Origin of the sequence: Actinoallomurus vinaceus, from assembly GCF_039542055.1 — a bacterium.
GTDB lineage: Bacteria > Actinomycetota > Actinomycetes > Streptosporangiales > Streptosporangiaceae > Actinoallomurus > Actinoallomurus vinaceus.
The window spans coordinates 100,857-121,882 of sequence record NZ_BAABHK010000018.1; the positions used below are offsets into that span (position 1 = coordinate 100,857).

The following is a 21,026-nucleotide window of genomic DNA, read 5'->3' on the forward strand; positions in this document are numbered from 1 at the left end:
GCCGGGGGACCGGTAGTGATCGACTTCAGCGATGACCTGTGCCGCATGGTGGCGCAGGCCAGAGAGTCCTTCCTGGCGGCGGAGGACGTACCGCAGTTGCCCGTACGGACCGGGATCGTCGAGTCGTGGCGGCGTTCACGGCTGTCCGGGGTCGCAAGCGACCGCCTCGATCCGCCGTACTCCGACGACCTCGACACCGACGGCCGCCTGATCCACGCCGCGAAGCCCGTGCTGGACCGGCTCGAGGAACGGCTGTCCGGCACCGCGATCAGTCTCCTGCTCACCGACCCCCACGGCCGGATCCTCGATCGGCGGGTCGAACGCGGCTCCCTGGCCGCGCGCCTCGACAACCTCCGGCTCGCCCCTGGCTTCGGCTACGGAGAGGAGTACGTCGGGACCAACGGCATCGGGACCGCGATCGAGGCGCGCCAGGTCTACTCCGTCGTCGGCACCGAGCACTTCTCCGAACGACTGCACACGATGGCGTGCGCCGGAGCGCCCATTCGCGACCGTCTGACCGGACGCCTGGTCGGCCTGGTCGACCTCACCTGCTGGGTCAAGGACTCCAATCCCCTGATGGCCGCTCTGGCCGGCGGTGCCGCCGACGACATCGAACAGCGGCTGCTGGAGCTCGGCTCGGAGCGCGAACGGGCCATGCTCACCGAGTTCCTCGTCCTCAGCAGACGCGGCGGCGCCGTCCTCACCGTCGGCGACGATCTGATCATCGCCAACCGGAACGCCGCCACATTGCTCGAGCCCTCCGACCAGACGATCGTGCGGGACAAGGTCGAACAGGTGTCGCAGGCCGGTCGGGAACTGGTCGGCCGCGTCACGCTGGCCCATGGGGAGGCGGCGACCCTGCGCGTACACCCGGTCGACGCGCGGACCGGAGCAGCCGGCGCCCTCGTCGAGATCAAGCTGGTACCGGACGCCGAGCCGGCTCCGCACCCGGTCCGGCCTCCCCGGCTCACGGTGGCCGGCACGTCCCCGGTGTTCCGTCAGGTGTGCACCGAGCTGGAGGCCCATTGCGGGAACCGTTCCTGGGTGCTCCTGGAAGGCGAGCCGGGGGTGGGCAAACTGGCGGTCACCGAAGCCGTCCATCGCGACTGCAGGCCCGCGAGCCCGTTCATGGTGGTCGAACCGACCGACCTCGCCGAGGATCGGACGGCCTGCCTGCGCCGGATGACCGCGACCATCGACTCGCCGGGGGCGACCGTGGTGCTGCGCTACCCGGAGCGGTACCCACGCGACGCGCTGCCGGCGCTCCTCGAATGGATGGACACCGCCGCCGGGCACCAGAGCCGGCCCTGGGTGGTCGCCACCACGTACCTGGAGGCCCAGCCGCCGGCCGACCTGCTGGGCAGACTGGCGGTGACGCTGACCGTGCCGGCGCTGCGCCACCGGATCGAGGACGTGCGGGCCCTCGTACCGGTCCTGTTGCGCCGGTTCTCCCGCAGCGGGTCGGTGTCGTGCGGGCCGGCGGCCATGCGGGTGCTGCTGCGCTACAGCTGGCCGGGCAATGTCGCCGAGCTCCAGCAGGCGCTCCGATTCGCGCTGACCCGCAGGCGGATCGGGGAGATCCAGCCCGGCGACCTGCCCGAGGCGTGCCAGGTGACCAGCCGGCGCGTGCTCACCCCCTGGGAGTCCCTCGAGCGCGACGCGATCATCCGGACACTGCACGACGCCCACGGTGACAAGGCCGCGGCGGCCGAGCTGCTGGGCATCTCGCGGGCGACCATCTACCGGAAGATCAGCACCTACGGCATCCTCGTCGACGCGCGGTGAGCGCCGGACGGCCCCGAGTCTCCGGAGCCCGCCGTCGGCTCAGTTGAGCGTGCAGTTCACCTGCGGTGGCGCGTTGGCGGCGTTGTTCCAGGTGGCGATGAAGCCGAATGCGGTCGACGCGCCGGCCGGCAGGTCGCCGTTGTAGCCCGCGTTGTGCGCCGTGACGCCGGCCCCGTTCTGGGTGAGCACGGTGTTCCACGACTGGCTGATCTGCTGCCCGTCGGCGAAGGTGAAGGTGGCCGTCCACCCGGAGGAGGCGGCCGAGGAGTCGTTCCGCACCGTGACCTCGCCCTGGAAGGCACCGCTCCACTGGGAGATCACCCGGTAGGTGGCGGTGCACCCGCCCTCGGTGGGCGGAGTCGGCGAGGTCGGCGGGGTCACGCCGCCCAGTGCCTGGGCGAGCGGCGGGTACCAGCGGTCGGCCATCTTCTGGAAGCCGGTGTCGTTCGGGTGTACCCCGTCGCCGGTGTCCGTGGCCGGGTCGAATCCGGTCCACTGGTCCACGACGACGATGGGCGACTGGGCGGTCGTGAGACCGGACGCCCATCCCGGGATCGCCTTGTCGAGCGCCACCACGCCGGCCGCGCAGGTGGGGCAACTCGACGGGTTCATGGGGATGATCTGGGCCACGATGATCTTCATGTTCGGGTTGTTCGCCCGCATCTGGCCGACCAGCTTCGTGTACGCGGCGAGGATGCTGTCGGTGGGGATGGAGCCGCCCCACATGTCGTTGGTGCCCAGGTGCATCAGCACGATGTCGGGCTTGGCCGCGTCCAGCCACGGCGGCAGCTGGTTCTGGTCGGCGATGCCGGTGGCGGCGTACCCACCGTGGCCCTCGTTGTCGCCGTCGTAGGAGTACCCGTAGTTACAGCCGCCGTCGGGAACGCTGCCGACGAAGTCGAGGTTCGTGTATCCGGCGGTCTGCAGGTGGTGCCAGAGCATCGCGCGCCAGCAGCCGGGCCCGGCGGTGATCGAGTCGCCGAGCGGCATGATCCGGACGGGTGCGGTCGCCGACCGCGCGGGCAGGGCGACGCCGAGGGCCACCGCCGCGATGAGGACGGCGAGCAGGGCGTACAGGTCGAGTCTGCGAAGCATGGGTGGCTCCTGGGCGTGTCCCTCGCGGACCGGGCCGGACCCGTCAGGACCCGGCCGCGTGGTCCTACGAGAGGGGGTTCTGGGTGAGCAGGTGGGCCTTGAAGCCCTCGCCGTAGGTGCTGGTCGCGGTGCCGCTGAAGTCGGTGATGAGCACGTTGCCCTGGCTGCAGCCCCACGGGTTCCAGGTCCAGGCGGTGTACCCGACGCCGTGCGCGTCGGCCCACGCCATCACCTGGTCGATGTAGTCGTGGGCGCAGGAGTTCTGGCCGATCTCACCGGCCTGCACCGGCACCTGCTTGGCGACGGCGCCGACCTGGCTGTCCCAGCAGGAGGTGTTGGAGCAGGTGTTGAAGTTGTAGGTGTGCCACGCCGCCATCAGGTTGCCGGTCGAGTCCGTCGGCTTGTAGGTCAGCCACTGGCTCAGGTCGTTGGACCAGGCGACGCCTCCGAGCATGATCACGTTGGTCGCGCCGGTGGCGCGCACCGTGTTGACCAGTGACTGCATACCGGCCACCTGGTAGCCGATGCCGGTGCAGGTGCCGCCGTCGCGCCAGCAGGTCCAGGCGGCGGTCGCGTCCCAGTTCGCGGCGGCGTCCGGGTAGGGCTCGTTGAACAGGTCGAAGACGACGGCGTCGTCGCCCTTGAAGGCGTTGGCCACGCCGGTCCAGAACGTCGGCGCGTACTGCGCGTCGGGCATCGGCTTCTGGCAGGTCGCCGCCGTGTCCGAGCAGCCGGCGCCCTGGCCGGTGTACTGACCGTGGTTCCAGTGCATCTCCACGATCGGCGTGATGCCGTTCGCGACCAGCAGTTTCACGTAGTCCTTGACGTTCTGCTGGTACGTGGCGCCGCTTGGTGTGCCGTCCGTGCCGTTCCAGCACTCCTCGTTCAGCGGGATCCGGACCGCGTGGATGTTCCAGGCCTTCATCGCGTCGACCGACGCCTGGTCCACCGGGCCGCTGTCCCACATCCCCTTGCCCTGCACACAGGCGAACTCTCCGCTGGATCGGTTGACGCCCAGCATCCGGTACGTGGCGCCGCTCGCGGTGAGGAGGCGGTTCCCGGAGACGTGCAGCGCGGGTGCCGCTCCCCCGGTACTCCCGCCGTCGTTGTCGGCCTCGGTCGCGTTGACCGTGACGGACGTCAGACCGCTGGACGCCACGGTGATCGGCCTGGTGCCGTTGGTGCTGTCGGGGTCCTCGGCGGCACCGAGCCTCACGGTCTGCGAGGTGCTCCAGTTGGACGTGGTGAAGGTCAGGGTCGCGCCGCTCACCACGGTGATGTCGCCGTCACCGGTACCCGCGGTGCTGGTGACCGTCACGTTGCCGGACGGCTGGGCGTTCAGGCGGACGGTGTAGCCGGCGGTCCCGCCCTCGGGCACGCTCACGCTCGTGGGAGAGACCACCAGAGCCTGCTGCGTTCCTCCAGAACCGGGGCCGGCGCACGAGACGCTCGGAGCGTTGTTGGCGCCGGTGTAGGTGCCGTTGAAACCGACGGTCCAGGTCGCCCCGGTGCCCTGGGAGGCGTTGTACGAGGCCGGGGTGACGGTGATGGCCGCACCGGCAGGGGTGGGCACCGCCGGAGCCGGCACGCCGCCCCACATCTGAGTGATCACCTGGTTGTCGGGGAAGTCGAAGCTCAGCGTCCAGCCGGTCAGCGGGTCACCGGTGTTGGTCACCGTGATATCGGCGCCGAACGCGCTCCCGTTGTCCCAGCTCTTGGCATACGTCGCCGAGCACGACACGGCGGCACGGGCGGCGGTCTGGATCGCGGCGAGCCCCAATCCGGCGAGCAGTACCGCGACCGCGGCCATCACGGCTCTGCACCACGAGCTCCGGTGGATCGGCATGAGCGTTCTCCCTGGCGAAAGGCGGCGAAGCGGCACCCGGCCCTGCTCCGGCGTTTGCGGGCGCTGGCAACGATCACCCGCCCCTGACCGCATCGCAAGAGCGCTCCGGCACCTGGACGCGCGCATGTACGCCGACCTGGGAAAGGACCGGGAACGCGGCTGAAACTTTCAGCCGCCACTGAGACAGGACACGCGCGCGGCGCTGTACGTCGTCGGCCGTACGACGTCGCAGGCCTAGAGGGTCCGCCCGAGGTCGGCGACGAGCCGGGCGATCCGCTCCTCGTCGCGCTTGTAGTGGGTCCACTTGCCCACGCGCGTCGACCGCACCAGGCCGGCCCGCTCGAGTTCGGCCATGTACGCCGACACCGTCGACTGGGCCAGCCCCGCCTTGGCCTGGATGTGGCTGACGCACACCCCCACTTCGGCCGGGTCGGCGATGGCTCCCTCCGGCGAGAAGTGGCGTTCGGGCTCGCGCAGCCACGACAGCAGTTGCAGTCGCATCGGGTTCGACAGCGCCCGCAACGCGCGGATCAGGTCGGGATCCGGTGAGACCGCAGCATCCGCCATAGACGCGGAGTATAGGGCGCTATCGACGTTTCGCAGGAAGTCGATATGGCCATCGGGCGGCCCGCGGCGCACCGGGATCCGGGCGATCACGAGATCATGGCTGCCCGAAGTGAACGACGTGAGGTGAGGGAGGCACAGTGACGTTCGGGTTGCGGGACCGCGCGGTCGTGGTGACCGGCGGCAGCAAGGGGTTCGGCCGGATCGTGGCGCGCCGGCTCGCGGCGGAGGGCTGTGCGGTGGCGCTGTGCGCCAGGAGCGCAGAGACGCTGGCCGCGACGGCGCGTGAGATCGAGGCCGAGTACGGGACCCGGGTGTTCGCCCGCTCGTGCGACGTCACCGTGCCGGACGAACTCGGGGCCTTCGTCGACGCGGCCGCGGAGGCGCTGGGCGGTCTCGACGGGCTCGTGACCAACGCGGGGGACGCGTTCGGCGGCGGGCTGATGGACTCGACGCCGGAGGAGTGGACGAGGACCTTCGAGCTGAACGTCGGGCACTCGGCGCACGCGATCCGGACCTGCGTGCCGCACATGCGGGCGCGCGGGCGGGGAGACGTGGTCATCGTGTCGTCGATCTCCGGGTGGAAGCCGGGCCGCAACACCCAGTACGGGGCGGCCAAGGCGGCGGAGATCTACATGGCGAGCACGCTGGCCCGGGAGTTGGCTGCGGACCGGATCCGGGTGAACACGGTCAGCCCGGGTTCGATGCTGATCCCCGGCGGCGGGTGGGACGAGTTCCGGCAGCGTGAACCCGAGCGCTATGAGCGTTTCCTGGGTGAGTTCCCCGGCGGAGCGCTGCCGAGCGGCGAGGACGTGGCGGAGGTGGTGGCGTTCCTGCTCTCGGACCACGCCAGGGCCGTCAACGGCGCGAACATCCCGGTGGACGCCGCCCAGAACGCCCCGGCGGCGAGCGGCTACTGACGCCCCCGGAGTGATCGGCCGCGCCGATGACCAGGTGGTCGGACGGTCGTCGGGGCGGCACAGCGGGTACGCCCATTTCATGGCGATTGTGCCGTCCTACGTGGAGGCGGCCGTCGACGGGAAGGTGATGCGGGGCCGCGAACACGTGTGGAACGCCGTCACGAACCTTCTCGGCGCCGGACGGGCCGGCCGGTCCGGCGTTCTCCTCGTCGACGGCGAGGCGGGGGCGGGGAAGAGCCTCCTGCTCGCGGTGGCGGCGCGGGCGGCGGCGGAGCGCGGGTTCTCGACGGTGGCCGGGGAGGGGCGGGAGTTCGGGCCGCCGACGTCCTTCGAGCCGTTGCTCTCCGCGCTCGGGGGCCGCGACGTCGTCGACGGCGAAGGGCCGGTCCGGTGGGCGTACGAGCAGTCGTGGATCGTCGAGAGACTCGGCTCGGAGTTGGAGGAACGGGCCGGAGCCGGTCCGGTCATGGTGAGCCTCGACGACCTGCAGTGGGCGGATCCGGTGGCGTTGACGGCGATCCGGACCCTCTCGCGGCGGCTCGCCGCCGCCCCGGTGGTGTGGCTGCTGGCCCGCCGCACGACCGACCGCGCGACGGACGCCGGCCGCCTGTTCGACCTGCTCGAGCGGGACGGCGCCGTCCGGTTCACGATCGGCCCGCTCGACCACGCCGCCGTACGGCAGGTCGCGGCGGACGTGCTGGGCGGCGTCCCCGGCGCGGACGTTCTGCGCCTCGCCGGCGAGGCGGGGGGCGACCCCGCGCTGCTCACCGAACTGCTGTCCGGGTTGCTGGACGAGGGGGCCGTCCGGATCGTCGACGGGCACGCCCGGCTCGTGGCCGTACGGCTCCCCGGCCGGGTCGAGGACGACGTCAGGCGCCGTCTCGACGCCGTCGGCCCGGCGACACGTCATCTGCTGAGCGTCGCCGCGATCATCGGACGGTCGTTCGCTCCGGAGGACGCGGCCGAGCTGCTCGGGACCACACCGGCCGCCCTCCTGCCCTGGATCGACGAGGCGTTCTCCCGAGGGCTCCTGGTCGCCGGACCGGACGAGCTCGCCTTCCGGAACGACCTGGTCTGGCGGATCACCGCCGCGACCGTGCCCGCGCCGGTCCGGCGGGCGCTGCACCGGCAGATCGGGGACCTCCTGCTCGGGCGGGGCAGGACGGCCGTGCTCCCCGCCGCCTCCCACCTCATCCGGGGCATCCGGGCGGGCGACGCCCGGGCGCTGGCCGTACTCGACCGGGCGATCGCCGAGGTGATCCCCGCCTCTCCGCGAGCGGCCGCGGACCTGGCCACGCATGCCCTCCGGCTGACCGGCCCCCGGGAGCCGGCCTGGCCCGCCCGGACGCTGACGGCGATTCACGTCCTCACGGCGGTGGGCCGCCTCGAAGAGGCCGCCGAACTCGCGGATTCGCTGCTCACCCGGCCGTTGTCGCACGCCTCGTACCTCCGGCTGCACTGTCTGCGCGCCGGGCTCCTGCAGCTCCGGGGGCGGGCGGCCGAGGCCGCGGCCGAGGCGACCGCCGTCCTCGCCCATCAGGGCGTGCCCCGCGACCTCCGGGACGAAGCCGAACTGGCCCTGCTCGACGCGCTGGCCGGGGTGGGCGACGACGCGGGTGTGCGCGCCCACGCGGATCGGATCGTGTCCGCCACGGCCGGGCACGGCGACCTGCTGATCACCGGGGCTCTGATCCGGCTGGCCCTGTCCGACTGGGAGGCGGGGCGGCTGACCGACGGACTGCGCCTCGCCCGGGAGGCCGTACGGCGGGCGAGGTCCGCGGAGGCGCGCGGCCGTCACCCCCGGATGATCCTGGCGATGCTGCTGACCGACGTCCGCCGGCTGGACGAGGCCCGCGCGGTGATGGGGAGCGCCGCGGAGGACGCCGAAACGACCGGGAACCTGGCCTGGGCGGCGGCGCCCGGCGTCATCCGCGCCCGTCTCGACCTGGCCGGGGGCCGGTTCCACGAGGCCGTCGCCGAGGCCGAGGCCGCCCTGGCGAGCACGCGCGACCTGGGACCGCACCTGCTGACGTCGTCCGCGCTGGCGGTGCTGGTCGCGGCGACGCTACGGGCCGGCGATCTGACCGCGGCGTGGCGGTACGCCGAGGCGGAGCGGCCCGCGCTGTCCCAGTACGGATCGCCGCACGCGGAGGCCGGGTTCCATCTCGTGCGGGCACAGCTTGCCGTCGCCCGCGACGGGCCGGCAGCGGCGGAGGAGGCCGTCGTACGGCTCTGTGACGAGGCCGCGGCGAACTGCTGGACCCTGGTCGGCGAGCCGACCGCGGCGCCGTGGCTCGTACGGACGGCGCTCGCCCTCGGCGACCGGGCCCACGCTGAGCGGGTGGTCGCGGCGATGGACCGGCTGGCCGCGGACCACCCTGTCTTCGCCGACGTCGGTGTCACCGCGACGCACGCGCGCGGCCTGCTCGACCGTGATCGGGCCGCCCTGCGGCGCGCCGCCGAACGATACGCCGACCCGTGGGCGCGCGCCTCGGCGGCGGAGGATCTGGGAGGCCTGCTCGCGGCGGACGGCCCCGGGACACGCCGGGAGGCCATCGGCGGCCTGGACGCCGCGCTGGCGGGCTATTCGGCCCTCGGAGCGGTGCGCGACGCCGCTCGGGTCCGCCGCCGGCTCAGGCGGCTGGGCATCCGGCGCCGGCACTGGAGCCGGGCCGACCGGCCCGTCTCCGGCTGGGCCAGCCTCACCGACACCGAACGCCGTGTCGCCGAGCTCGTCGCCCAGGGCCTCACCAACCGCGAGGTCGCCGATCAGCTGTTCATGAGCGCGCACACCGTCGCCTTCCACCTGCGCCACATCTTCCGCAAGCTCGAGGTGGCCTCCCGCGTCCAGCTGACCCGGCTCGCGGTGGAGGTCGGCGACTGATCGCGGGAGAACACTGGCCTCTCCCGTCACATCAGCATCATTCAGCGACAAATGGCCTTTCTAATCTCATTAGGCGAAATAGTCGCAAGATGCACACCAGTTGTGTTCTGCGAGGCTTCGTAGCGCCAGTCTCGGCGATTAAGTGACCCAGATCACATAATTGCCTAGTGTTATGCGCGTGTTTTGTCCTGCTATGTTCCTATAACTCTCGCGGCGCCTCGTATGCGTCGCCCGCATATCCGCCGGCGATGGCCAATCCGTCGTCCCAGGCGATAGCGCGTTTGCGAAGACGCGTGCCCGGGGCGCGCTCGACCGAGCCGGTTCATCTCCAAACCGCGCGCCGCCATCACAATGGCGGCCATTCCCCCATCCTCTTTTGACGCCGTCCGTCGTACGGGCGGCCCGCTGAATCCGCGCCCCCCGCGGAACCGGGGACCCACAGAAGTCCCGGGGTGAATCGGCACGTCCCCTCGTGCCGTAGGGCAGCTTCCCGCCCGAACCCGTCAGCTAACCCGGTAAGCGGAATGGAAGCCAAGGAGTTCCCCCGGTGCCCTGTGTCCCCCGACCCGAGAAGACGCCGTCCGCGGTCCGTCTCATTCCTGCCTTCGCCGGCATCGCAACAGGCGGTGCGGCCGCGATCATTTTGACCGCGGCCGGGCCGGCCGAGGCGTCACCCACCGTTGCTCTTCCCCACCATGCCGTGGGCGCCTCGGCCGCGATCCCGTTCCCCCCGGCGAGCCAGGCCAAGCAGTGGCCCATTCCCGGCCGGGGACTGGACGCCAGGCCCATTAAGAAACCGAAGGAGAATCGTCCGCAGAAGGTGCCGACCGCCGCCGACGCGCTGAAGCTGGCCCTCTCCCAGGTCGGCACGACGGAGACCGCCGCCGGCGGCACCAAGTTCAACCAGTGGTTCATGTCCTCGCCGTTCGCCAAGAGGGGCGTCCAGCGGGACGGCGGGTCGATCGGCGACTACGCCAACGCGAGTTGGTGCGACATGTTCGTCACCTGGGTGGGCGCGCAGGTGGGCGTCAAGGGAATCGGCGGCGACGCCTTCACCCCGGAGCACGCCCGGTGGTTCCAGCAGCAGCATCGCTGGGGAAGCGCTCCCAAACCCGGCGCGGTCGTGTTCTTCGCCTGGAACGGCGGCCACGGCATCGACGACATCGACCACGTCGGCCTGGTCGTCAAGGACAACCACAACGGCACCATCCAGACCGTCGAGGGCAACACCGACGACGCCGTGCGGATCCGTACCCGCAGCACCGACCAGGTCGTCGGCTACGGCTATCCCCAGTACGGCTGACGACCGCGGCCTCCCCGCGCCGACGCCGGACCCTCTGACGTCCGGCGTCGGCGCGATCGGCCCGGCCGAGCGTCCCTTCGGGGACGCGATCCATGCGGGTCGGCCTCGTCCACGGGGTGTTCGGCCGCGTCACGGCGAGCGATGCCGGTGATCACCGGACTCGGTGATCACGACCTGGAGGTGTCCGGGCGCCAAACGTCGGCCGAGTCGGCTTCCAACAGGGAGTCAGGTGGAGGTTCCCAGACCGGTCCGGCGTAGTGGGCGATCGCCTTCTCAACGATTTTCGGGGGGGTGCCGAACTCGTCAATGCGGCCCACAGGGACCCAGCCATTTCCTGGACCTTCTTCGGCGTTCTTAGGCGGGCTCCAATGCGGGTTCGGGTAGACGTAGATATAGGCTTCGCCATCCTCGTGTCTCATGATGGTCACCTTGGCCACGTCGTCCCACTCGTAGGCGTGGCGTTCTTCGCCGACGGTGACGTCCAAGCCGGACGCGGTGATCACCAGTCTGCGTGCGCTCCCCCGCAATGCCTCATACATGAGGAAGACCCCCAACAGCCCAAAAATTGCGCCGACTACTATCAGAAACCAGACTGGGCGGGGAGAACGAATGACACCCCCATACCATCCGAAGCAGCACAGGACTACGCCGCCGAGCCCCGAAAAGAAGCTGCCAGCGTCGTTCCGCAGAGTCGTCTGGTAGACGACGCCGGGCGTCACGACCCGTGCGGGCTTGGCCGCGCCCGCCACGTCAACTGTGCCCCACGCCTGGCACGCCCCGCAGCGCCCGACCCACTTGGACGTCTGCCAGCCGCACTCGGCGCAGCGGTACGCCTGCTTCACGCTCTTCGCGCCGCCGTCGAACGGGGTGTGAGATGGGGTGCGCGGGCCGCCGGTGGGTGGTTCGCTCGCGGGTGCCAGACGTGTGGCGACCATGGTCTGGAGGTCGCCGGGAAGCCACGGGCCAGGTTCGCCCCCATCCGACAACAGGCCGATGAGGGCGGCGGGTGTCGGACGGCCGGCCGGGTCTTTGGCCAGGCATGCGTGCACCACGTCGGCCAGGCCGCCGTCGAGGCCGGTCAGATCGGGGTCCTGGTGGACGATCCGGTAGTTGAGCGCCTCGACCGGCCCCTCGCCGAACGGCCGCACCCCGGCCGCGTGGGCCAGCACCAGGCCGAGAGCGAACACGTCGCAGGCCGGCGTGAGCGGCTGACCGGTCAGCAGTTCCGGGGACATGAACCCGGGCGTGCCGACGCGGGCGGTGGCTCCGGAGGCGTCGACGGCGCGGGCGATCCCGAAGTCGATGACCCGGGGCCCGTCGGCGGCGAGCAGGATATTGGACGGTTTCAGGTCCCGGTGGATCAGTCCCTCCTTGTGGATGGCCTTCAACGCGTCCGCCAGCCCCGCGCCCAGGGTGCGGAGCGTCACCGCCGGGAGCGGGCCGTGTTCGGCGAGCGCCTCGGCGAGGGAGGGGCCTGCCACATACGCGGTGACCATCCACGGCCGGTCCGCGTCCGGGTCGGCGTCCACCACCGGCGCGGTGTGGAAACCGCCGACGGTGCGGGCCGCCTCCACCTCCCGCTTGAAGCGGCGCCGGAACTCGCCGTCGGCGGCGTACACCGGATGGACCAGCTTGACCGCGACCGGCCGGCCACCGGGAGAGCGACCGAAGAACACCTCTCCCATTCCACCCGCACCCAGCCGCGCCGACAGCACATGGTCACCGACCCTGGCCGGGTCACCCGGCCGCAACGGATCCATCGGCATTACCGCGACCTCGCAGCGGACACCGGCAGAGCGTGGAGGCACGGAACGGGCATGCCCCGAATTTAGCAAACAAAGATGTCTCTTTGAAGATTCAGTCGCGAGCCGACAGAGCCACCCGGCGCCGACCATCGTGACCAGGTTCCAACCGACGCGATCGACCTTGTGTCAGGTCTATTGAGACAACGGCCGAACACGCCAGACCAACGGAGACCGCGTCAGCTCAACCGAGCCGGGACAGCGCGTCACGGATCTCACACTCGGTGGGCGGTGGAGTGCGATTTGCGCCTCATATCGTAATTCTGCGATAGTTCGATGCGTTCTGATCGGTGGCGTGAACGAAGGAGAGTGCGATGGGCGGCGTCGACGGCCTGGATCTCGGGAGGTTCGGGGTCTACACCTTCGACTTCGAGCACCGGTCGGCCGCGCGGATGCGCGAGTCGATCCAGGAGCTCGAGGAGCAGGGATGGCAGGCGTTCTGGTTCCCCGAACTCCTCGGGCGGGATGCGCTCACCCACGCGGCCTACCTGCTCTCCTGCACCGAGCGGATCCGCGTCGTCAACAGCATCGCCCAGATCTGGTCGCGCGGGGCCCGGTGGGCGTACGGCGCCGCTCTCCTCCTCGCCGACGCGTACCCCGACCGGCACGTGCTCGGACTGGGATTCGGCGGCGAGCCGCGGCCGGGGGTCAAGCCCCTCGCGGCCATGGTCGAGTACCTCGACGAGATGGACGCCGTCGAGACGCCCAACCCCGTCCCGCAGGCCCCGATCCGCCGCATCCTGGCCGCGTACGGGCCCAAGATGCTCGAACTGGCCCGCGACCGCGCCGCCGGCGCCCAGACCTACCACGTCAACGTGGCGCACACCGCGCAGGCCCGGGAGATCCTCGGACCGGACGCGTTCCTGGCGGTCGAGCACGCGGTGCTGTTCGAGTCCGACCCCGGCAAGGCCCGCGCGATCGCCCGTGAGCACCTGCACCCCTACCTGACCACCCCGTACAACGTCGCGAAGTTCCGCCGGCTGGGCTACTCGGAGGAGGAGATCGCCGGCGGCGGCAGCGACCGCATCGTCGACGACCTCGTCTTCTGGGGCGACCTGGACGCCATCGCCGAGAAGCTCCACGCCCACATCGACGCCGGCGCCGACCATGTCGCCGTGCAGGTGATCGGGGTCGAGCCGGGCCGGTCCGCGATGCCGCAGTGGCGGATGCTCGGCGACGCGCTCCTGCCCCGCTGACGGCGGCAGCCTGACCCACAGGGGGCTCACCACAGGGGGCTCACCTCCGGGGGCGAATGCACTGGCGCGACAGTCACTCTCAGGTATCTGACGGACACTATCCGTCAACCGTCGATACTGTTACGTTTCGCATTGCCTCGGCTACAAGACGTGGCCGTCGGCCGGTGTGTCACGGCACCGGCCGGCGTTCCCCCCGGCGTCGTGGAGGTCCTGCCATGGAGCGAATGATTCTCGTCGCCGTCGACGAGCGACCCGACGCGGACTCGGCGATCGCCGAGCAGCTGCGCCGCCTACGTACGGCGATGGACGAGCATGACCTGCAGGTCCGCTGGACGCACCGGAGCGCCGACGCGCTGGCGGTGATCCGCTCGGACGCGACGCTGACGGCGGTGCTGGCGACGTGGGACGCCCCCGGCGCGGAGGAGATCATGGAGGCGGTGACCAGCCGGTTCCACCGGCTGCCGGTCTTCCTGCTGACCGCCGAGCACGAGCCGCGCGACGTCCCGCTGTGGGTGTACGAGGTGATCCAGGGCTACGTCTTCCCGCTGGAGGACACCCCCGACTTCATCGCCGGGCGCATCGCGCACGCGGCCGAGGAGTACTCCCAGCGGATCCTGCCGCCGTTCTTCGAGGCGCTGCGGCACCTGGAGGACCGCCACCGCTACTCCTGGCACACCCCCGCCCACGCCGGCGGCGTGGCGTTCCTGAAGTCGCCGGTGGGCCGGGCGTTCTTCGACTACTACGGCGAGCGGCTGCTGCGCACCGACCTGTCCATCTCCGTCCCGGAGCTGGGTTCGCCGCTGGAGCACACCGGGCCGATCGGCGACGCCGAGCGCAACGCCGCCCGGATCTTCGGCGCCGAGCGGACGTTCTTCGTGGTCAACGGCAACTCGACCGCCAACCGCATCGTCGGCCACCACGCGGTGGCCCGCGACGAGCTGGCGCTGGTCGACCGCAACTGCCACAAGTCGATCCAGCACGCCCTCGCCATCAGCGGCGCCCGGCCGGTCTACCTCGTCCCCGAGCGCAACGGGCTCGGCCTCGCCGGGCCGATCCCGGCCGAGGCGCTGTCCGGACCGGCCGTACGCGACCGGCTGGCGGGCCATCCGATGACGGCGAGGGCGGCCGGCCCCGAGGCCACCTACGCGGTGATCACCAACTCGACGTACGACGGCCTGTGCTACGACGCGGTCCGGGTCGCGGAGCTGCTGGGCGCGTCGGTCCCGCGCGTGCACTTCGACGAGGCCTGGTTCGCCTACGCCCGGTTCAACCCGCTCTACGAGCACCGCTACGGCATGGCCGTCGACGAAGGGTCCCTGCCCGGCCCGGTACGCCCGACGGTGTTCGCCACGCAGTCCACGCACAAGCTGCTCGCGGCGCTGTCCCAGTCGTCGATGCTGCACGTACGCCCGTCGCCACGCGCGCCGCTGGACTACGACCGGCTCAACGAGACGTACCTGATGCACGCCAGCACGTCGCCGCTCTACCCGATGATCGCCTCCCTGGACGTCGCGGCGGCGATGATGGACGGGCCGTCGGGCTCCTTCCTGACCGGCGAGGCGATCATCGAGGCGATCCGCTTCCGGCAGGCGATGGTGCGGCTGGCCCACCGGATCCGGGAGGACGGCACCCGCCCGGACTGGTTCTTCGGCGTGTGGCAGCCTCCCCAGGTCACCGACCCGCGCACCGGCGCCACGGTGCCGTTCGAGGACGCCGCCCCGGAGCTGCTGGCCACCGAGCCCGGCTGCTGGACGCTGCGGCCCGGCGCCGCCTGGCACGGGTTCGACGGCCTGGACGACGGGCACTGCATGCTCGATCCGATCAAGGTGACGATCACCTGCCCCGGCGCCGAGGCGACCGGTGGCACCACGGAGTGGGGGATCCCCGCCCGGATCGTGGCCGCCTACCTGGAGCGGCGCGGCATCGTCGTGGAGAAGACCGGCGACCACACTCTGCTCGTGCTGTTCTCCATCGGCATCACCAAGGGCAAGTGGGGCACGCTGATCGACGCCCTCATCGACTTCAAGAACGCCTACGACGGCGGCCTCCCCCTCGCCGAGGTCCTGCCCGGGTTCGGCCCGGCCGGGGTGACGCTGCGGGCGCTCTGCGACCAGGCCCACGGCCGGCTCCGGGGTTCCAAGCTCGGCGTGCTGCTCGACCAGGTCTTCACCGACCTGCCCGAGCCCATCCTGACCCCGGCCGACTGCTACCAGGCCCTGATCCGGTCGAGGACCGAGCGGGTCCCGCTGAGCGAGCTGGCGGGCCGGACCTCCGCCGCGACCGTCGTGGTCACCCCGCCCGGCATCCCGATGCTGATGCCGGGCGAGTCCACCGGCCCTGACGACGGGCCGCTGATGGAGTACCTGCGCGCCCTGGAGGACTTCGACCGCGCCTTCCCCTTCATGACCACCGACATCCACGGCGCCCACCGCGACGACACCGGCCGCTACTGGATCGAGTGCGTCATCCCCTGAACGCCCCTGCGCCGACACCCCGCCGACGGGGCGTATTGTCCGGATATGGGCATTTGCCGTCGGCGGGGAGCCCGGCGACCGAACGCCCTTCACAGGGGCCGCCGGTACTGCTCCTCCGCGCGCCGACGCCCCGCCGAGCTCACGGACCTCCAAGCCCCACCGGCCACGCGGCAGGCCAGTCCGGTCGGGGCGATCCGGCCGACGATCGATGTGCCGGGCGGCGCCGGCGAGGACCTCTGCGGCCATGACGCCCGGCGGCGCACGGCGGGACCGCGAGGAGAGTTCAGTGGCCGCGCACGATGAACGGCCGGACGGCCTCGACCTCCTGGACAGGGAACTCGCCGCGACCGTCCTCCGTACGGGCGCCTCGGCGGGGAGAATCTACCTGCTCGACGAGGACGAGCCGGTGCTGAGGCTCGCGGTGGTGTGCGGCATACCACCCGAGCTCGTCACGCCATGGCTGCGCGTGCCGCTGTCCTGGCCGAGCCCGGCCGCGGACGCGCTGCGGGAGGAACGCCTGGTGTGGGTGGGCCGGCAAGAGGACATGGCGCGCGTGTATCCACGTGTCGCGGCCATGTGGCCCTACCATCTCGCGCTCGCGGCGGCGCCGCTGATCGGCGCGCGCCGCCCCTGGGGGGCGCTGATGCTCACGTGGCCCCCCAGCCACCCGGCGACCGCCAGTCGCCGCGAACGAAGCCACATCACCTCTCGCGCCCGGCGCATCGCCCGGCTGCTGGACGAGGCCGCCCGCCCCGCCGACATCCCCGGCCGGCCGCGCATCGTCCCGGTGCACGGCCGGCCGGCTGCGCGCTCGACGCGATTCGGCCTCGCGGCCGTCGGCTTCGCCGAACGCCTGCCCGAAGGCTGCGTCGCCCTGGACCTCGAGGGACGTATCACCTTCGTCACCACCACCGCCACCGAGCTCCTCGGTCTCAGCGCCCAACAGCTGCTCGGCACCCGGCCCTGGCAGTCGATGCCCTGGTTGGACGACCCGGTCAACGAAGACCACTACCGCACGGCGGTGATGAGCCGCGAGCCGGTCTCGTACGCCGTCCTGCGGCCGCCGGACCAATGGCTGGAGCTCCAGCTCTACCCTGACGTCAGTGGCATCAGCGTCCGCGTGACCCCGATCGACACGGGCGAGAAACGCCGGCCCACGCACTCGTCTCCTCCCGCCGACACGGTCGCCACGGCCGCTCGCCCCGTCCGCGTCGGACGGCTGTACCAGCTGGTGCACCTGGCGGCGGCGCTGACCGAGACGGTCGGCGTACGGGACGTCGTCGACCTGGTGGCCGCCCAGATCCTGCCCGCCTTCGGCGCCGATGGCATGGTGATATCCGCCACCGAGGCCGGACGGCTGAAGATCCTCGGTCACTGCGGTTACGACCCGGAGGTGATCGAGCGCTTGGACGGCCTGCCGCTGGACACCGACGTCTCTCCCGTCAGTCAGGTCCTCACCAACGGTGTGCCCCACTTCTTCGCCGATCCCGATGAGATGTCCGCCGCGTATCCCGAGCTTCCCTCGCTCAGCGGTAAGCAGGCGTGGGCGTTCCTTCCCCTGATCGTCTCCGGGCGGCCCGTCGGCGGCTGCACCCTCACCTACGACCGTCCGCATCACTTCACCGCCGACGAACGCGCCGTCCTCACCTCCCTTGCGGATCTGGTCGCCCAGGCGCTGGACCGCGCCCGCCTCTACGACGCGAAGCTGGACCTCGCCCACGGGCTGCAGCAGGCCCTCCTGCCCCACGCCCTCCCGGCCATGTCCGGACTCAACGTCGCCGCCCGATACCTTCCCGCCTCCCACGGCATGGACATCGGCGGCGACTTCTACGACCTGGTCCGTCTCAGCGACACCACCGCCGCCGCGGTCATCGGCGGCGTGCAGGGCCACAACGTCACCGCCGCGGCCCTCATGGGCCAGGTGCGCACCGCCGTCCACGCCCACGCCACCGCCGGGGCGTCCCCCGGCCAGGTGCTGGCCCGCACGAACCGCATCCTCGCCGACTTCCAGACCGACCTGTTCGTGTCCTGCCTGTACGCCGAGCTGGACCTCGCCGAGCACCGGATCGCCTTCGCCAACGCGGGACACCCGTCCCCGCTCATGGCCGCCCCCGGGTCCCGGGCGAGCGCCCGCATCCTCGACATAGAACCCGGTCCGCTGCTCGGCATCGGGATCGACGCCCCGTACCCGGTCACGACCCTGCCCCTGCCGCCCGGAGCGATCCTCGCCTTCTACACCGACGGCCTCGTGGAGATCCCCGGCGTCGACATGACGCAGAGCACCGCCGACCTCACGCGCCACCTCGCGGACGCGGCGAACCTCCCGCTGGACGAGCTCATCGACGAGATTCTCCACCGGACCCGCCCCGTCGCCGCGCGCACCGACGACATCGCCCTGCTCCTCCTGCAGGCCGGGCGCTGCCTCAGTGCGGCTGGAAGCTGCTGAAGATCGGGTCGAGGTAACGCTGGGCGTCCGGCCACTGGTCCGCCGGCATCCGGAAGTAGATGGCGAGGGCGTGGCCGTCGGCGCGGAAGAAACGGTCCTTGACGCGCTCGGTCCCGGTCGAGCGGTCGTAGGCGAAATCGAGGTCCGCCGCCGGGACACCACGGTAGGTGACGGGGGTGACCGTGGCCTCGCGGTAGCCGGGGAAGGTCCCGGCCAGGTGGTCGCCCACGCTCTGCGCCTGGCTCTGCGGGTCGCCGTCCCAGGACGTCGTGCTGATCTGCAGCAGGTAGCGGGTCGTGGCGTCCTGGTAGAAGAAGTTGTCCCCGTCGCTGCGCCGAGACCAGTCGGACGGCACCGACACCGAGAATCCGCTCTCGCTCCGCGTCGCCCAGTCGTGGGGGAAGGCCGCCGCCGGGGAGACGGAGGCCGACCGGCCGGTGTCCGGCGAAGAGCCCGACTTCTGGCCGGAGTTCGGACTGGAGCCCTGCCCAAAGTCCGGACCGGCGGCCTGCGAGGGCTCTCCCGAGCCGCCGGACCGGTTCGCGGCCGTGGAGGTGGTCGCGGCCGGAATGTTCGTACCCGAACGCCGCCCCAGCAGCCACACCGCGCCGAACGCCGCGACGACGAGGGCTCCGGCGAGCGCGCTCGCGAGCACCATCGCGGCGGGCCGCCGGGAGGGCGCCGGCGGCGGCTCAGGCGGCGGAGGCGGCGCGGCGACCGGGATCGTCCAGGCGACGACGTCGGGCTGGGTGCCCTCCGCCGCGGCGGCGAGCAGGCGCTCCGCCTCGGCCGCGGTCATCCGGTCCGCCGGTTCCCGGCGGAGCAGGCCGGCGAGGACCGACGTGAGAGGCCCGGCGTTCCGGGGCGGCGGGGCCTCCTCCGCCATGATCGCCGCGATGGTCGACACGGGCCCGGACCGTTCGAACGGCGACCGGCCCTCGACGGCGGCGTAGAGCGTGGCGCCCAGCGACCACAGGTCGGCGGCGGGCCCGGCATGCGCGCCGCGGGCCCGCTCGGGGGCGATGTAGGCCGGTGAGCCGATCAGCACGCCGGTGCCGGTGAGCGTCGCGTCGCCCTCGAGCGCCGCGATGCCGAAGTCGGTGATGACGGCCCGGTCGCCGTCGGCCACCAGGACGTTGCTGGGCTTGATGTCGCGATGCACGATTCCCGCGGCGTGCGCCGCCCGCAGCGCCGCGACCATCTGCCGCCCGAGCCCGGCGACCCGCTGGGGCTGCAGCGGCCCCTCGGCGTCGATCACGCTCTGCAGGGACGGAGCGGCGACCAGCTCCATGACGATCCACGGACGGCCCTGGTCCTCGATCACGTCGTGCACGGTGACGACGTTCGGGTGGCTGAGCCGTGCGGCCGACCGTGCCTCCCGGATCGTCCGCGCGTGGCGCTCCTGACGCTCGGTCTCGCTCAACTCCGGAGGGAACTGCACCTCCTTGACCGCCACATCACGGCCGAGGAGTTCGTCGTGCGCGTGCCAGACCGTTCCCATGCCGCCCTGACCGAGCTTGTTGAGCAGTTCGTACCTGTTGCCAACGCGCATGGCCCGATCGTCCCTCCGTACGGAAGAGTTCGCCAGATGTGAGACGGGTGCAAAGGGTGGCCGGTTCACCGCTCCCCGTGCACAAGTGGCGAAAATCCGCCCGTACGGCCGTCCGTGCCTGGGCTGCTCACCGGATCGCGGCACGGACCTCCGCCGGACGCGAAAACCCTTTGCGCGGCGCCGGGGGCGCCCCTGACACTCGTCGGGTGATCGACGGCCGATATCGGGACGGGCGCGCGGGGATCGACGCGGCGCTGGTGAGGCGCCTGGTCGCGGCGCAGTTCCCGCAGTGGAGCGGGCTTCCCGTGACACCGGTCGAGGTCGACGGGTGGGACAACCGCACGTACCGCCTCGGGGACGAGATGACGGTCCGCCTGCCGACCGAAGCGGGCTACGCGCCCGCGGTCGACAAGGAACATCGGTGGCTGCCGGTCCTCGCGCCCTCCCTGCCGGTGCCGGTCCCGACGCCGCTGGCGAAAGGCGCTCCCGGCGAGGGCTACCGCTTCAACTGGTCGATCCGCCGCTGGATCGACGGCCGGACCGCGGCCCCCGAGCGCATCGCCGATCTGCGCGAATTCGCGACCGACGTCGCCGGTTTCATCCGCGCCCTCCAGCGCGCCGACGCCACCGGCGGACCAGCGGCCGGCGCCCACTCCTTTTACCGAGGCGCGTCACTCGCCCACTATGACGATGAGACCCGCCGCTGCCTCGCCGCGCTCAACGGCCGCGTCGACACCGACCAGGCCAGGGCCGTGTGGGAGACCGCCCTCGAGGCGCGATGGGCCGGGCCGCCGGTGTGGTTCCACGGCGACATCGCCGCCGGCAACCTTCTCGTCGATGACGGCGGCCGGCTGTCCGCCGTCATCGACTTCGGCACCTCCGGCGTCGGCGACCCCGCCTGCGACCTGGTGATCGCCTGGGGGTTGTTCTCCGGCCGCAGCCGGCGGGCGTTCCGCACCGCCGTCGACCAGAGTCCCGCCACGTGGGCGCGGGCCCGCGGCTGGGCGCTGTGGAAGGCCCTCCTCTGCCTTGCCGACGGCATCGACGCTGAACGGACGGCGAACCATCGCCGCGTGGTCGACGAGGTCCTGGCCGACCACGCCCTCTTCGCCTGATCCCGACGCGGCGCGGTCCGGCGCCCGCGCAGGGTCCCGGCCGG

At 71.7% G+C, this 21,026-nt stretch carries 13 protein-coding genes and 1 riboswitch; of the genes, 8 read left to right on the plus strand and 5 right to left on the minus strand.

The genetic code is table 11. The annotated features are described in order from the left end of the window. Positions 1-15 precede the first annotated feature (15 nt). Positions 16-1,785, plus strand: a complete 1,770-nt coding sequence (locus ABEA24_RS43525; protein WP_345439801.1) for a sigma-54-dependent Fis family transcriptional regulator — start codon at positions 16-18, stop codon at positions 1,783-1,785. A 39-nt stretch (positions 1,786-1,824) separates the two neighbouring features. Here ABEA24_RS43525 and ABEA24_RS43530 read toward each other — a convergent pair whose 3' ends face one another. From ABEA24_RS43530 to ABEA24_RS43540, 3 genes are all read right to left on the minus strand, one after another. Beyond that, positions 1,825-2,880: a cellulose binding domain-containing protein gene (locus tag ABEA24_RS43530; protein ID WP_345439803.1), complete on the minus strand. Its 1,056-nt coding sequence runs from the start codon at positions 2,878-2,880 to the stop codon at positions 1,825-1,827. Positions 2,881-2,944: 64 nt separating this feature from the next. Continuing rightward, positions 2,945-4,726 carry a cellulase family glycosylhydrolase gene (locus tag ABEA24_RS43535; RefSeq protein WP_345439805.1) on the minus strand — a complete coding sequence of 594 codons (1,782 nt, stop codon included), beginning with the start codon at positions 4,724-4,726 and terminating at the stop codon, positions 2,945-2,947. Between the two features lie 234 nt (positions 4,727-4,960). Then, positions 4,961-5,293, minus strand: a complete 333-nt coding sequence (locus ABEA24_RS43540) for an ArsR/SmtB family transcription factor (RefSeq protein ID WP_345439807.1) — start codon at positions 5,291-5,293, stop codon at positions 4,961-4,963. A 137-nt stretch (positions 5,294-5,430) separates the two neighbouring features. Here ABEA24_RS43540 and ABEA24_RS43545 point away from each other — a divergent pair, with 137 nt between their 5' ends. The 3 genes from ABEA24_RS43545 to ABEA24_RS43555 all read left to right on the plus strand — a co-directional run bounded on the left by ABEA24_RS43545 (position 5,431) and on the right by ABEA24_RS43555 (position 10,397). Beyond that, positions 5,431-6,210, plus strand: coding sequence for an SDR family NAD(P)-dependent oxidoreductase (locus ABEA24_RS43545; RefSeq protein ID WP_345439809.1), 780 nt, complete (start codon positions 5,431-5,433; stop codon positions 6,208-6,210). 79 nt (positions 6,211-6,289) lie between these two features. Further along, complete coding sequence (locus tag ABEA24_RS43550) at positions 6,290-9,094, plus strand: LuxR C-terminal-related transcriptional regulator (protein ID WP_345439811.1); 2,805 nt, start codon at positions 6,290-6,292, stop codon at positions 9,092-9,094. Positions 9,095-9,487: 393 nt separating this feature from the next. Then, positions 9,488-9,630, plus strand: a riboswitch (cyclic di-AMP (ydaO/yuaA leader). A gap of 11 nt (positions 9,631-9,641) precedes the next feature. Then, positions 9,642-10,397: a CHAP domain-containing protein gene (locus ABEA24_RS43555; protein WP_345439813.1), complete on the plus strand. Its 756-nt coding sequence runs from the start codon at positions 9,642-9,644 to the stop codon at positions 10,395-10,397. 167 nt (positions 10,398-10,564) lie between these two features. Here ABEA24_RS43555 and ABEA24_RS43560 read toward each other — a convergent pair whose 3' ends face one another. Further along, positions 10,565-12,292 (minus strand): serine/threonine-protein kinase, encoded by a 1,728-nt coding sequence (locus ABEA24_RS43560; protein WP_345439815.1) that lies wholly within the window; start codon positions 12,290-12,292, stop codon positions 10,565-10,567. 221 nt (positions 12,293-12,513) lie between these two features. On the opposite strand from ABEA24_RS43560, the gene ABEA24_RS43565 reads away from it, so the two are divergent. The 3 genes from ABEA24_RS43565 (at position 12,514) to ABEA24_RS43575 (ending at position 18,315) form a co-directional block, all read left to right on the plus strand. After that, positions 12,514-13,395, plus strand: a complete 882-nt coding sequence (locus tag ABEA24_RS43565; protein ID WP_345439817.1) for a TIGR03620 family F420-dependent LLM class oxidoreductase — start codon at positions 12,514-12,516, stop codon at positions 13,393-13,395. A gap of 215 nt (positions 13,396-13,610) precedes the next feature. Beyond that, positions 13,611-15,869, plus strand: coding sequence for an Orn/Lys/Arg family decarboxylase (locus ABEA24_RS43570; RefSeq protein WP_345439819.1), 2,259 nt, complete (start codon positions 13,611-13,613; stop codon positions 15,867-15,869). A 286-nt stretch (positions 15,870-16,155) separates the two neighbouring features. After that, positions 16,156-18,315 carry a SpoIIE family protein phosphatase gene (locus ABEA24_RS43575; RefSeq protein WP_345439821.1) on the plus strand — a complete coding sequence of 720 codons (2,160 nt, stop codon included), beginning with the start codon at positions 16,156-16,158 and terminating at the stop codon, positions 18,313-18,315. On the opposite strand, the gene ABEA24_RS43580 is transcribed toward ABEA24_RS43575, so the two are convergent. Then, a complete protein-coding gene (locus tag ABEA24_RS43580) occupies positions 18,293-19,867 on the minus strand; it encodes a protein kinase domain-containing protein (protein ID WP_345439823.1) in 1,575 nt (524 codons plus the stop codon). The two genes, ABEA24_RS43575 and ABEA24_RS43580, sit on opposite strands and share 23 nt — an antisense overlap. A 206-nt stretch (positions 19,868-20,073) precedes the next feature. Here ABEA24_RS43580 and ABEA24_RS43585 point away from each other — a divergent pair, with 206 nt between their 5' ends. Further along, on the plus strand, positions 20,074-20,982 hold the full coding sequence (locus tag ABEA24_RS43585) for an aminoglycoside phosphotransferase family protein (RefSeq protein WP_345439824.1): 909 nt from the start codon (positions 20,074-20,076) through the stop codon (positions 20,980-20,982). Positions 20,983-21,026: the final 44 nt, after the last annotated feature.

What these genes read in the sequence shown, in the direction of transcription:
- ABEA24_RS43530 (WP_345439803.1), bottom strand. Translation starts at nt 2,880, where the DNA reads ATGCTTCGCAGACTCGACCTGTACGCCCTGCTCGCCGTCCTCATCGCG.
- ABEA24_RS43550 (WP_345439811.1), top strand. Translation starts at nt 6,290, where the DNA reads ATGGCGATTGTGCCGTCCTACGTGGAGGCGGCCGTCGACGGGAAGGTG.
- ABEA24_RS43565 (WP_345439817.1), top strand. Translation starts at nt 12,514, where the DNA reads ATGGGCGGCGTCGACGGCCTGGATCTCGGGAGGTTCGGGGTCTACACC.
- ABEA24_RS43580 (WP_345439823.1), bottom strand. Translation starts at nt 19,867, where the DNA reads ATGCGCGTTGGCAACAGGTACGAACTGCTCAACAAGCTCGGTCAGGGC.
- ABEA24_RS43570 (WP_345439819.1), top strand. Translation starts at nt 13,611, where the DNA reads ATGGAGCGAATGATTCTCGTCGCCGTCGACGAGCGACCCGACGCGGAC.
- ABEA24_RS43535 (WP_345439805.1), bottom strand. Translation starts at nt 4,726, where the DNA reads ATGCCGATCCACCGGAGCTCGTGGTGCAGAGCCGTGATGGCCGCGGTC.
- ABEA24_RS43560 (WP_345439815.1), bottom strand. Translation starts at nt 12,292, where the DNA reads ATGGTCGGCGCCGGGTGGCTCTGTCGGCTCGCGACTGAATCTTCAAAG.
- ABEA24_RS43540 (WP_345439807.1), bottom strand. Translation starts at nt 5,293, where the DNA reads ATGGCGGATGCTGCGGTCTCACCGGATCCCGACCTGATCCGCGCGTTG.